Below are 12,581 nucleotides of genomic sequence, written 5' to 3'. Positions count from 1 at the left end.
ATTTTTACTGTATTTGCTTATCAATATTTGAAATTACTTCTACCGCTTTTGAGTAATCTTGTTGCACTGTAGCTTTAGAAGTAGAGGCGTATCGTGCAAATTCGCAACTTTTTAATAAACTGATAAAATCGTCAACTACGGGTGTTTCAACCTGACGTTCCAATAACATATTTGAAATCAGGCTCTTTTCCATTTCCGACGTTTCAATATTCAATTTTGCTTTTAAATAATTATGTAGCGCACGTTCTAAGGCTTCGTAAAAAGCAACTGGGTTTTGCATATTGCGTTTGGCTTCTGAAAGATATTTCTTTGCCAGTTTGTTTGCACGTCTTAATTTATTTCCTTCAACATCATTTAAACGTTGTCTGCGTTTTTTTCCTGCGATAATAAATAATGGAATTAATAAAAACGGTCCGCCCAAAAGAGACCAAAACAATGCCGATTTAAAGAAACTTTGTTGAGTAATAGATTTTAAATTGGCTTCTAATTTTATGTATTTAAAATTATCTTTTGAAAGTACAATTTGTTTGTTACCGTCATTGGTGGTAACCTGTGGTGCGGAGGCAGATAATGGCCCGTTTTCCACTTCAATGGTAAATTCTTTTGAAGTAATGGTTTGGTATTTTTCAGTCTTTGGATTGAAATATGAAAAAGTAATCGGATTTATAGGGTAGGTACCCTTAAATTGTGGAACTATAGTGTACGAATCGGTGATAGAACCTTGCATACCTCCAGCGGTGGTACTTACGTTTTCGTTGTGTTCTGGTTCGTAAACCTCTAATGTATTTGGAAGCTTTATTGAAGGAATGGTAAATAATTTTAAATTTCCTTTTCCCGAAACCTTTATATCTAGTTGTAGCGATTCGTTTGCGTTTAGTGAAGTTTTATTTGTATTTACGTTAAAAGAAAAATCGCCAACCGCCCCATTAAAACCATCGGGTTTACCATCTAACGGAAGTGGTTTTACGTTTATGGTACGTTTTCCTGCAGAAATTGTTTTATTAACGCGCTCCATCAATCTACGGCCAAAAATATCGCGACGATTGCCTTGAACGTCTATGGGAACATCTAGCGTAAGCGGTTCAATTTCTAGCTCGCCAGTTTTTTGAGGATACAGAACTGTGGTTCTTAAAATTACATAGCGGTAATCTTCGCCGTTGTATTTGCCTTCAGAAACTTTATAATTGTTTTGATTGTCTATATTTTGGCTCCAAAAATCGGCGTATTTTGGGGTGTCTATTTCACGCCATTGACTTGTAATACTTACATCGTGCGAAACATATAATTTGTAAGTAACTGTAATGGCTTCATTTAAAAAAGGATTGGCGTTAGACACTTCTGCCACCAAATGTACATTTTCACTGGCTACATATTCGGCGTTATTTCCATCTTTTGGAACGGCAACGGCAGCAGTAACTTCAACTTCAACGGGTAGTGTTTTATAGGTTTCGCCTTCAATTTCAATAGTGGCTTGGCCAATGGTTATATTTCCACGAGTTTGCGGGGATAAAAAATAAGAATAGGTTTTTGAAAAACTTCGTTTACCATTTATCCACGAATTGCTAATAGATTGATTTGGTCCGCCCACCACGCGAAACCCGTTAAAATTTGGCGGTCTAAAATTATCGCCGTCTTGGTTCATTTCAAAATCTACGCGCAAACGTTCGTTAATTCCGAGTCTCTTTTTGCTCACTTTGGCATCAAACTGAACTTGTGCCGTGACGGCCATGCCACACAACACAAACCCTAAAAGAAATAAAAATTTCATCGTCTTCATAATCTACCAATCTTTATCAGATTGCACTTTTGTGCCTTTTTGCTTTTCAGCATTTATTTTTTCCTGTGTTTTTTTCTCTTCGTTGTTCATTGCTTCCAACAGACTTTTTACTTGTTGAGGCGAAAGTTGCCCGGGAACAGGCTGCTGTTGTTGCGGTTTGTCGCCTTCTTCGTCTTTTGGTTTATCGGGCTTTCCTTGGTCTTTTTCGTTATCGCCTTCTTTTTTATCTTCTTGCTGGTCGCCCTTATCTTTATCTTCTTTTTCGTCGCCTTTGTCGCCTTCGTTATTTTTATTGTCCTTATTTTCTTGATCTTTGTTTTCCTGATCTTTTTTGTCTTCGTTTTTATCTTTGTTTTCGTCGTTTTTATCTTGCGGTGGCGGCGGGTTTTTTTCCAGCATATCCTTTGCCAGCGCTAAATTATAACGAGTTTCATCGTCATTGGGATTATTTCGAAGTGCATTTTTATAACTTTCCACGGCTTCGGTATATTTTTTTTCATTCATATACGTATTTCCTAAATTGTGGAAAGCCTTGTGTTTTTCGGCCTTACTATCTGCGGTTGCTGCAGCTTGTTTAAATCGGAGCATTGCCTCGGCATTTTTTTCTTTACCGTAATATGCCGTTCCCAAATTGTATTTTGCTGTTTCGTTTTTCGGATTTAAGGAAATGGCTTGGCGGTAATCTGCTTCGGCAATCGCAAATTTATCTTTCTGAAGCGCTTGTTGGGCTTCGCTCATAAAATGCTGCGCAGCCTTTATTTCTTTTTGCTGCGCTTGGGTTTGTTGTGCAAATGAATTTAAAGAAAATGCAGCCGCACAAACAATAAATATAATTTGCACCCTAATTTTATTTTGAAAAACTGAATTATCTCCAACCATCATCTTAATTATTTTTCCTTCTCATTAAACAAATTCAACTTTTTAAGCCAAGCAGTTTGTCGTTCTAAAAAGAACACGTCTAATACTAGCAAAAATAATGCCCCGGCTAAAAACCATTGAAATTGATCTTTAAAGTCGGTAAATTGTTTTGCTTCAAATTCTTTTTTATCCATGCCGCCCAAAATGGCTTTTACTCGGTCAACAACGGCTTTTGTATTATCGCCGTCAAGATACTCACCATTAGTGGTTTTCGCAATCTCTTTAAGAGTTTCTTCACCTAATCTGCTAATAACTTGTTCGTTATTTTTATCGCGAAGGTAATATTGCAGTACTCCATTGTTTTTAATGGGAATTGGCCCACCTTCAACAGTTCCAACACCAATAGGATATATTCTAATTCCTTTTTCGGCGGCTTCTTCGGCAATTTTGGCAATGTTGCCACCGTGATCTTCTCCGTCTGAAACTAAAAACATAACGCGGTTTGTTCGGCTTTCGTCATCGTAGAAAGTCTGGGCCATTTCAATAGCCTCCGTAATTGCTGTTCCCTGCGATGAAACCATATTGGTATTCATGCCGTTTAAAAATAGTTTTGCGGCAGCAAAATCTGTTGTTATAGGTACCTGCGGAAATGCACTACCGGCATATCCAATAATACCAACGCGATCTCCAGAAAGATTATTTATTATCTGGGTAATGAGTTGTTTTGATTTGTCTAATCGGTTGGGGGCAATATCCTCAACAAGCATACTTTTTGAAACATCTAAAGCGAAAACGATGTCCACACCTTCGCGTTTTACGGTTTCGAGTTTGGTTCCAATTTTTGGGTTTACCAATGCAAAACTCATACAGGCAATAGCCAAACAGAGTACCAAAATCTTTAAAACAGATTTAAAAATGGATCGATTCGGACTTAATTTTTTCAGTAATTCTTTGTCGATAAATTTTTTCTGAACCGATTTTTTCCAAACTAAAAGCAATAGAAAAACCACCACTATCACCGGAATGGCGAAGAGAATGTAAAAATATATGGGTTGTTCTAATTGATACATTTTTATAAAAATCCTTTAAATATGGTTATTCGCAACAAAAACTCAAAGCCAATTAAAATCAGTCCAAAAATCACCCAGGGGCGAAACATTTCGTCGTAATTTGTGTATTTGAATTCTTCGATATCTGTTTTTTCAAGTTTGTTTATTTCTTCGTAAATCTCTTCCAGTTTTGTATTATTGGTGGCGCGGAAATATTGACCGCCCGTTTTTTGGGCAATTTCTTTTAGCAAGGCTTCGTCAATTTCAACCTGCACATTTCCGTATTGAAATCCACCGTCGGGACGGATACCAATTGGCGACATGGCCATTCCGTTGCTTCCCAGACCAATGGTGTAAACTTTTATGCCAAATTCTACAGCCAATTCGCTTGCAATTCGCGGATCTATAAAGCCAGAATTATTTACGCCATCGGTTAATAGTATAATTACTTTGCTTTTTGCGCGGCTATCTTTTAATCGGTTTACGGCCGTTGCCAAACCGGAGCCAATTGCCGTTCCTCCTTCAATTGTAGTGTTATAGCTCATGCTTTTTAAAGAAGACAGAACTATGGTTTTATCGCTGGTTAATGGGGTACGGGTGTAACTTTCTCCGGCGTATTCAACCAAACCAATCCGATCGTTGGGGCGGCTGTTTATAAAGCGCGCCGCTACCGTTTTTAAAGCCTCCAATCGGTTGGGTTTTAAATCGCGTGCAAGCATACTCGCCGAGAGGTCCATAGACATTACAATGTCTATTCCGCGAGTGGTTTTTGTTTTTGTAGATTCGTCTACTGTTCGAGGTCGCGCCATGGCAATAATTAATGCCGAAAGTGCCACAAGCCGTAGTGCAAAAAGTATGGGTTTTAATTGTGCCAACCAGTTTTTACCGGTTTTAAATCCTTGAATACTCGAAATTTTTAATGAAGCAGTTTGTTGTTTACGTTTCCATAAATACCATAGCACGAGCACTGGAAGTATAAGAAACAACCAGAAAAACTGCGGATTTACAAATTCGAAATTACTGCCCATCATTTTTTGCTGAAATTTCAAGCTCTATGGAAGCTTCAATTCTTTTTAATATTTCTTCGGCGTATTTGCCATCGTTTTGATATACTATCAAAACCTCCTGCAAACCGTTTTGCTGTGCAAAAAGCAACAATTCATAGGTGCTTTTTTCTTTTAAAACTTTATTGTCAGAAACTTGTACGTTGAATTCGCCATAAGCTTTCAAACCTTTTATTCCTTTTTCGGTTTCAAAATCGTCGCGTTTTACAATCATATTTTTAGCGCCACTTTGTTCCAAATCGTCCAATACTGCATCTAAAGCCGAATCTAAAGCAATGTCTTGTTTTTGGTTAAAACGCATTGTTGAAACCATAATGTACAATGGCGAATTCATTTGGCCAAAAGTGAAAATGTCTCTTCCACTTACTGTGCTTTTAGAAGCGTTTGTAACGGGTACTTCGGCTCTAATTAGCACTTCGGGTGTTTCTAAAATTACGGCGGGACTTCCGTATTCGCTTTTTACCCATCGGCCTTCGGCAAGTTCGCGCATTTGGTTTCCTAATACTTTATCTTTTAAATTATCGAAACCAGTCACTGCTCCGTAAATTGTACCTGCCAAAATTACTGCTGCAACAACTCCAGAAATTCCTAAGATCCATTTTCTGCGTTGGCGTTTTTTGTGCAGTTTTTCCAGGTATTCTTGATTTTTTAAAAGCTCTTCTTCCGTAGGCTCAGGAACAGCTTCGTGTGTTTCATTAATAATTTCTTCAATGGTTTTTCTATCAACTTCTGCTTGCCCAGATTCTTGATTCAACTTTGCAAACTTGACCAAATCGGCACGTTTAAATATTGAATCTAATTTACGGATGGTTTCTAAATCGAAATCGAAACTTCCCGCGTCTTTATGCATCATTAGCCGGGTAATAAGTTCGTCGCTCGTACTTTCCAGCGCCGCTTCGTCCACTTCTCGATCTAGATATCGCTTTACGATTATGGTGAGATTACTGTAATATTCCTTGTTTTTATTTTCTTTTAAAAGTTGACTGTTGTCTAGCGTTTTTAAGGCTACAATTGCTTCTTCGTAAGGCGGCAATTGCTTCTGTGCAGCATCTTTTCGTTTTTTCCTTTGAAATAAATAAATGGCAATTACAATAATTAAAACAATAGGAACGAGCCAATACAGCAACAATAGCCATTCAAACCGAGGGCCTTTTACTTCAACCGCAGGTTTTATATCGAACATTTTCTGTTTGGTGGTATCAACGGGAACGTCAGCCACTTCAACTTTTATGGAATCTGTTAAAAATGGATTGTTATTTATAAAAATGCGTTGCGGCGGAATGGTGTAATTACCACTGTCAAATTGCGTTAAACCGTATTTTTTTATGAGTCTATATTTGGTGCCTTCAAACGTTGTATCGGTTTTATATGATTCAATCATTTCTAAAGGCGCAAAAGTTTGCTCTTCAGGAAATACAACTACATCGGTGGAATCTATTTGAACATTTATAGTGTAAAGAATTTCTTCCCCAATTTTAATTTTTGTAGAATCAACGGATGATGTTACTTGGGCGGTTGCGAAGAAAGTAAAAAGAAAAAAGAGAATAGAAAACAGAGAATAGCGATTGCGCTGAAATTTTAAATTTCGGTTTTTTAAATTTTTATTTTGTTTAAAGTCTAACATCTCAAATCTCACTTCTAAAATCTATCTTCTCTTAAAATACCCCAACAATTTTTTTACATAACTTTCATCAACTCTACTGCTTAAGGCGCCTGCACCACTTTTTGTAAAAGCCTCAGAAAAGTAATCTACACGTTCGCGGTGATAACTATAATATTGGTTTCGAACGTTTTTGGAGCCAGTGTTTACCAATAAAAGCTCACCAGTTTCTTGATCTTCCATCTGTACCATGCCTAGATTTGGAATGTTTTCCTCGGCTTTATCGTAAACTCTGATACCTGTTAAATCGTGTTTTTTTGCGGCAATCTTCAGCGTATCTCGATAATTGTCTGCTATAAAATCTGAAAGCACAAAAACGATAGCCTTCTTTTTCATCACGCTACTTAAAAATTTTAGCGCATTGGCGATATCGGTTTTGTTGCTTTTTGGTTTAAATTCAATTAATTCGCGAATAATTCGCAATACGTGCGATTTTCCTTTTTTGGGTGGAATGTAAAGTTCAATTTCATCTGAAAAAAGAATCAATCCTGTTTTGTCATTATTTTGCATTGCTGAAAATGCCAAGGTTGCGGCTATTTCAGTAATAATTTCATTTTTAAATTGTTCTTGTGTTCCAAAAAATTCGGAACCGCTAATATCTACCATTAGCATTAACGTAAGCTCGCGTTCTTCTTCAAAAACTTTTACAAAAGGTTCATTGTAACGTGCGGTAACATTCCAATCTATATTCCGAACATCATCGCCAAACTGATATTGGCGCACTTCGCTAAAAGTCATACCGCGACCTTTAAAAGTACTGTGGTACTCGCCTCCAAACACGTGATCGCTTAAGCGTCGTGTTTTGATCTCGATTTTCCGTACTTTTTTAAGAAGTTCTTTAGTATCCATTTCTGTGTAGTAGCCAGTTGGCAGTTACAGTTGGCAGTATAAACAGATCGCTTTTAGTTAATTAGCTTACTGCCTTCTGCTACTGAACACTGCATACTTTTTTAAGGTACTTCAATTACATTTACAATCTTATTGATTATATCTTCTGAAGTAATGTTTTCAGCTTCTGCTTCGTAGGTAATTCCAATTCGGTGGCGAAGCACATCGTGTACAACGGCCCGAATATCTTCAGGAATTACATAACCGCGACGGCGTATAAAAGCATAACATTTAGCAGCAATTGCAAGGTTGATGCTTCCTCGTGGTGAAGCGCCAAAATTAATAAGTGGCTTTAAATCTGAAAGTCCAAAATTTTCCGGTGTTCTTGTGGCAAAAATTATATCGAGTATATATTTCTCAATTTTTTCGTCCATATAAACCTCGCGAACGGCCGCCTGTGCTCTAAGTATTTGCTCTACGCTTGCAACTGGATTAATTTGTTCATAAGCGCCTTTTAAATTTTGGCGAATAATTAATTGTTCTTCTGCAATTTGCGGATATTTAATGACGGTTTTGAGCATAAAACGGTCAACCTGCGCTTCGGGCAATGGGTAGGTACCTTCCTGCTCAATTGGGTTTTGCGTTGCCATTACCAAAAATGGTTTATCGAGGGTAAAAGTAGTTTCGCCTATGGTAACTTGTTTTTCCTGCATTGCCTCCAAAAGTGCAGATTGTACCTTTGCCGGAGCCCTGTTTATTTCGTCTGCGAGTACAAAATTTGCGAAGATGGGTCCTTTTTTAATGCTGAAATCATTCACCTTCATATTGTAAATCATAGTTCCCACCACATCTGCAGGTAGCAAATCTGGCGTAAACTGAATTCGGCTAAAAGTACCGTGAACTGCTTTGGCAAGTGTATTAATAGCAAGTGTTTTTGCTAGGCCGGGAACCCCTTCCAAAAGAATATGGCCCTGCCCCAAAAGGCCAATTAAAAGCCGCTCCACCATGTGCTTTTGGCCCACGATTACTTTGTTCATTTCCATTGAAAGGATATCCACAAAGGCACTTTCCCTTTCAATTTTTTCGTTTAACGCCCCAATGTCAAAGGTCGAATTTGTATTTTCCATATTGTATTTAGATTCAATGTAGAATGCTTTTTAAAAAGTGGATGCAAATTGTGCATTAATTGCTAAAAAGCCTGTTAACAATTGGTTAAATTAAAAAAAGTGGAAACTTAAAGTTTTCTTAGCAATTGCAGGCATTTGTTAAGATTTTTAATATTGAATAAAATGGTGTTTCAAATATTTCAGAAATAGTACTTTTAAGGAAAGTTTAAGTTTAGCACAATAATAATAAATAGCAGGATAAATAAGATGAGTAAAACAGCATTTATAACTGGCGCAACTTCTGGAATTGGAAGAGCCACAGCAAATCTTTTCGCTAAAAATGGTGTAAGATTAGTGCTTTGCGGAAGAAGAGCAGATAGATTAAAAACAATTTCGGACGAGCTCTCTGCATCAACTGAAGTTTACACTTTAAAATTTGACATTCGCAATAAAGAAGAAGTTTTTTCGGCTGTACAATCGCTTCCAAAGAATTTTTCTGAAATAGATATTTTAATAAACAATGCGGGCAATGCGCACGGACTAGACTCCATTAACGATGGCAATACAGACGATTGGGATGCTATGTTGGATATTAATGTGAAGGGTTTATTGTATGTTTCTAAAGCTATTGTTCCAAAAATGATAGAACGGAAAAGGGGCCATATTATAAATATTGGCAGTACCGCCGGAAAGGAAGTTTATCCTAAAGGCAATGTGTATTGCGCCAGTAAACACGCCGTGGACGCCATAAACCAAGGTATGCGATTAGATTTAAACGGAAAGGGAATAAAGGTAGGTGCCATAAACCCCGGCTTGGTAGAAACGGAATTCAGCGAAGTGCGCTTTAAAGGAGATTCGGAAAGAGCCGAAAAAGTTTATCAAGGTTATACCCCATTAAAACCCGAAGATATTGCCGATATTATTTGGTTTGCCGTAACCCGGCCACCGTACGTAAATATTGCAGATTTAACCGTTATGTGTCTCGACCAGGCTTCTTCTACTATTGTGAATAAAAATTAAATTGTCTCCTCGAGCGCAGTCGAGGGGTTTGCGAAATAGCACTATTTTTCTATTTAATATAGGTCTCGACTGCGATCGGCCTGACATTTAACCAAATGATCAATAAAAGACTTCTTATCAAAAACCTGCTCGCCCATAACGACGAAAGCAGTTTCTATGATAAAAAGCGAAAAATTGATCTCGGCACTAAAGAAGGAAAAGCAAAATTCTTAAAACATATTTGTGCACTAAGTAATAGCAATCCGGCAAATAACTCGTTTATCGTAATTGGCGTTGAAGATGAAACCAACGAAATAAGGGGCGTAGATTTTTTTGACGATAGTAAAATTCAAAATTTGGTGAACGCTTATCTTACCCACGCACCATTGATTATTTATGAAAATGTGGCTTTTCCCAATTTGCCTTCAGATAAAGTTGTTGGGTTGGTTACTATTAGACCGAATGGCAAAATAACCTCCTTGCGCAAAAACATTTGGAAGTATTGGGGCGGGTCTATCTTTCTTCGCGATGGCAGTATTTCCATGCCAAAAGATTTCGATATTGAAATAAAGGATGTAAATTCTGAAATCGTGCGAGCTATTGAAAACGCTGCAAAAAACAATATTCAACTTACCCTGGACGGTGTAATGGATTTTGTAACGCACCGGCATAAGGATTTGGAAAGCCATTACAAGGTTTTTAAGGAACAATTTGTGGTATGCTGGGCAGGAAATCCGAAGAAACTAAAGGACAAAACTTATTATTCGCGTGTAGATATAGAACTTATTAACGAACAAGTTAGACTGTTTTATTCGGCTTTAGATGAAGTGAGTATTGAATTTACCGACGATTATTTTAGAACCGTAGAATACGTACACTTAGGTCTGAATGAACAATTTAAATATTATCCGTTAGAAGAAGTTACCATCAGTTTTTATGAAAACGGCTCCTATAATATAGATTCCCAGTTAATATTTGACCCGCCAAAATTCAACAAAAAAACGCTGTATCATATTTATAATGCGAACAATGCAGTTTTAAAAAAGTTGAAAAGTAATATTCCTTTAAATCCTTCCGAAAAACGGGACTTGCGCAATCTTCCATCTACATATTTAATTTGTTATTTCAACAATTTTGAAGATGCAAAAGACAAATTGCAGGAAACCAAGGAATTTTTAAGAGAATACGATGAGGAAGCCTATCAACTTTCAAAGGAATCATTGCGGATTTTACGGAAGGTGAGTTATAATTGATTGCGAACATGTATTCGTTCAGTAGAAATTTTAGTCCAACGGATTTATAAAATTATTAACTATTTCAATTTAGATATTCCTTATATTTTCAAAATGAAAACGGTTGTCATAGGAGACATACACGGAGGTTTTAGAGCCTTAAAACAATTAATAGAGCGCGCCAATCTTCCCTCCGACACAAAATATATTTTTGTGGGCGATTACGTGGACGGTTGGAGTCAATCTGCCGAAGTTATTTCGTACCTAATAGACTTTTCGCAAAAGTACGATTGTATTTTTCTTCGCGGAAACCACGATGAGTTGCTTTTAAATTATTTGCGTACAGGTGATGACAATCCAATGTGGCTCAGCCAAGGAGGCCAAAGTAGCGTTAACAGTTATTCAGAATTGTCTAAAACAAAGAAGAATATCCATCTTCGGTTTTTAGAAAATCTTCAAAATTATTATATCGATTCTGAAAACCGTCTTTTCTTGCACGCCGGATTTACCAATCAGCACGGGCCTCAAAACGAGTATTATCCAAATATGGTTTATTGGGACCGGACTCTTTGGGAAATGGTCTGCGCAATGGATTCGTCTATTTCCGAAAACGATGATAAATACCCAAAGCGATTAAAACTTTTTAAGGAAATTTTTATTGGTCATACACCCACCATTCGCGTAGGATATGACAAACCCGCTAATTTCGCCAATGTTTGGAATGTAGATACGGGTGCCGCTTTTAGAGGAAAACTCTCAATGCTCGATGTAGATTCTAAAGAAATTTGGCAGAGCGAGCCGGTATTTAAGTTATATCCCAATGAATTTGGCAGGAATTAATACTTCTTTATAATAATTTCCGCAGAACAGTCCCTATCTTTGTAATTACCTCTTTATAAAAATATCATGGCACTTAAAAACATACGACTTGAAGTAATGCGAACTCTTGAAAAAGAAGTTGATAGCTATATAAACCAATACCTTATTCCTGTTGAGGAAATTTGGCAACCTACCGATTTACTTCCTGATTTTCAAGGAGAAAATTATATGGAAGAGGTAACCCAAATACGTGAAGAAGCTAAAGAGCTGGGGTACGATTTCTGGATTGTATTGGTAGGCGATATGGTCACGGAAGAAGCTTTACCTACCTACGAAAGTTGGTTGATGGACATGGAAGGGGTGGACCAGCACGGCCGAAATAGTTGGAGTAAATGGATTCGGCAATGGACCGGCGAAGAAAATCGTCACGGCGACACCTTGAACAAATACTTGTATTTATCTGGAAGGGTGAATATGAGAGAAGTTGAAATAACCACTCAACACTTAATCAACGACGGTTTTGAAGTAGGAACAGGTCGCGATCCCTACAGAAATTTTATTTATACCAGTTTTCAGGAGCTTGCCACCAATATTTCGCACAATCGTGTGGGCAAAATAGCGAAAAAGAAAGGAAACAAGTCGTTGGCAAAAATGTGCAATCTAATTGCCGGTGACGAAATGCGCCACCATTTGGCGTATCGTCATTTTGTAAAAACTATTTTTGAATACGATGCCAGCGAAATGATGATTGCTTTCCAAGATATGATGCAGAAAAAAATTATTATGCCCGCACAGAACCTTCGTCAAAGTGGCGGCAAAATGGCATCGGCTTTTGATGATTTCAGTAACGCAGCCCAACGTTTGGGTGTTTACACTACTTTTGATTATATTGATATTCTCGAAAAATTAAATGCCCATTGGGAAATTTCAAAAATTAGTAATCTTACTGATGAAGCTGAGAAAGCGCGTGACTATCTGTTGAAACTACCATCGAGAATGTTACGCATTGCTGAAAGAATTAAAATTCCAGAAGATGCAAATCGATTTAAATGGGTTGAGCCGAATGGGGTGGTGTAACCCCCTCCCGACCTCCCCGAACGGGAGGAGATTGTAACTCAAGAAAAAACCTCACAGGTCTCTGAGACCTGTGAGGTTTTTTTCGTACCCACAGCATTTCCCCTACCGGGGT

The 12,581-nt window shown here is 37.6% G+C and carries 11 protein-coding genes; 4 read left to right on the top strand and 7 right to left on the bottom strand.

The annotated features are described in order from the left end of the window. Nucleotides 1–4 precede the first annotated feature (4 nt). From VZD24_RS04145 to VZD24_RS04115, 7 genes are all read right to left on the bottom strand, one after another. Entirely contained in the window at nt 5–1,777 is a 1,773-nt protein-coding gene (locus VZD24_RS04145) for a BatD family protein (protein WP_279449643.1), read from the bottom strand. A 3-nt stretch (nt 1,778–1,780) separates the two neighbouring features. Then, nucleotides 1,781–2,617, bottom strand: coding sequence for a tetratricopeptide repeat protein (locus VZD24_RS04140; protein WP_342686779.1), 837 nt, complete (start codon nt 2,615–2,617; stop codon nt 1,781–1,783). A 47-nt stretch (nt 2,618–2,664) separates the two neighbouring features. Continuing rightward, nucleotides 2,665–3,705 (bottom strand): VWA domain-containing protein, encoded by a 1,041-nt coding sequence (locus VZD24_RS04135; RefSeq protein ID WP_279449645.1) that lies wholly within the window; start codon nt 3,703–3,705, stop codon nt 2,665–2,667. Nucleotides 3,706–3,707: 2 nt separating this feature from the next. Then, nucleotides 3,708–4,712: a vWA domain-containing protein gene (locus VZD24_RS04130; RefSeq protein WP_279450229.1), complete on the bottom strand. Its 1,005-nt coding sequence runs from the start codon at nt 4,710–4,712 to the stop codon at nt 3,708–3,710. Further along, nucleotides 4,702–6,372, bottom strand: coding sequence for a DUF4381 domain-containing protein (locus VZD24_RS04125; protein WP_342686780.1), 1,671 nt, complete (start codon nt 6,370–6,372; stop codon nt 4,702–4,704). The genes VZD24_RS04130 and VZD24_RS04125 overlap by 11 nt, the downstream gene beginning before the upstream one ends. Nucleotides 6,373–6,393: 21 nt before the next feature. Further along, nucleotides 6,394–7,257 (bottom strand): DUF58 domain-containing protein, encoded by an 864-nt coding sequence (locus tag VZD24_RS04120; RefSeq protein ID WP_342686781.1) that lies wholly within the window; start codon nt 7,255–7,257, stop codon nt 6,394–6,396. A 101-nt stretch (nt 7,258–7,358) separates the two neighbouring features. Further along, nucleotides 7,359–8,363 (bottom strand): AAA family ATPase, encoded by a 1,005-nt coding sequence (locus VZD24_RS04115; RefSeq protein WP_279449648.1) that lies wholly within the window; start codon nt 8,361–8,363, stop codon nt 7,359–7,361. 246 nt (nt 8,364–8,609) lie between these two features. Here VZD24_RS04115 and VZD24_RS04110 point away from each other — a divergent pair, with 246 nt between their 5' ends. The 4 genes from VZD24_RS04110 (at nt 8,610) to VZD24_RS04095 (ending at nt 12,469) form a co-directional block, all read left to right on the top strand. Next, nucleotides 8,610–9,362 carry an SDR family NAD(P)-dependent oxidoreductase gene (locus VZD24_RS04110; protein ID WP_342686782.1) on the top strand — a complete coding sequence of 251 codons (753 nt, stop codon included), beginning with the start codon at nt 8,610–8,612 and terminating at the stop codon, nt 9,360–9,362. Nucleotides 9,363–9,457: 95 nt separating this feature from the next. Beyond that, nucleotides 9,458–10,594, top strand: a complete 1,137-nt coding sequence (locus VZD24_RS04105) for an ATP-binding protein (RefSeq protein WP_342686783.1) — start codon at nt 9,458–9,460, stop codon at nt 10,592–10,594. A gap of 93 nt (nt 10,595–10,687) precedes the next feature. Next, nucleotides 10,688–11,413, top strand: coding sequence for a metallophosphoesterase family protein (locus VZD24_RS04100; protein WP_279449651.1), 726 nt, complete (start codon nt 10,688–10,690; stop codon nt 11,411–11,413). Between the two features lie 66 nt (nt 11,414–11,479). After that, nucleotides 11,480–12,469 (top strand): acyl-ACP desaturase, encoded by a 990-nt coding sequence (locus VZD24_RS04095; RefSeq protein WP_279449652.1) that lies wholly within the window; start codon nt 11,480–11,482, stop codon nt 12,467–12,469. Nucleotides 12,470–12,581: the final 112 nt, after the last annotated feature.

This window comes from Aequorivita flava (assembly GCF_038742595.1).
GTDB classification, from domain to species: domain Bacteria; phylum Bacteroidota; class Bacteroidia; order Flavobacteriales; family Flavobacteriaceae; genus Aequorivita; species Aequorivita marisscotiae.
This window is presented reverse-complemented; position numbering and strand designations above follow the sequence as displayed.

Excerpts from the sequence above, each read along its gene's own strand:
- VZD24_RS04115 (WP_279449648.1), bottom strand. The coding sequence starts at position 8,363 with ATGGAAAATACAAATTCGACCTTTGACATTGGGGCGTTAAACGAAAAA.
- VZD24_RS04125 (WP_342686780.1), bottom strand. The coding sequence starts at position 6,372 with ATGTTAGACTTTAAACAAAATAAAAATTTAAAAAACCGAAATTTAAAA.
- VZD24_RS04095 (WP_279449652.1), top strand. The coding sequence starts at position 11,480 with ATGGCACTTAAAAACATACGACTTGAAGTAATGCGAACTCTTGAAAAA.
- VZD24_RS04145 (WP_279449643.1), bottom strand. The coding sequence starts at position 1,777 with ATGAAGACGATGAAATTTTTATTTCTTTTAGGGTTTGTGTTGTGTGGC.
- VZD24_RS04120 (WP_342686781.1), bottom strand. The coding sequence starts at position 7,257 with ATGGATACTAAAGAACTTCTTAAAAAAGTACGGAAAATCGAGATCAAA.
- VZD24_RS04130 (WP_279450229.1), bottom strand. The coding sequence starts at position 4,712 with ATGGGCAGTAATTTCGAATTTGTAAATCCGCAGTTTTTCTGGTTGTTT.
- VZD24_RS04110 (WP_342686782.1), top strand. The coding sequence starts at position 8,610 with ATGAGTAAAACAGCATTTATAACTGGCGCAACTTCTGGAATTGGAAGA.
- VZD24_RS04105 (WP_342686783.1), top strand. The coding sequence starts at position 9,458 with ATGATCAATAAAAGACTTCTTATCAAAAACCTGCTCGCCCATAACGAC.
- VZD24_RS04100 (WP_279449651.1), top strand. The coding sequence starts at position 10,688 with ATGAAAACGGTTGTCATAGGAGACATACACGGAGGTTTTAGAGCCTTA.
- VZD24_RS04135 (WP_279449645.1), bottom strand. The coding sequence starts at position 3,705 with ATGTATCAATTAGAACAACCCATATATTTTTACATTCTCTTCGCCATT.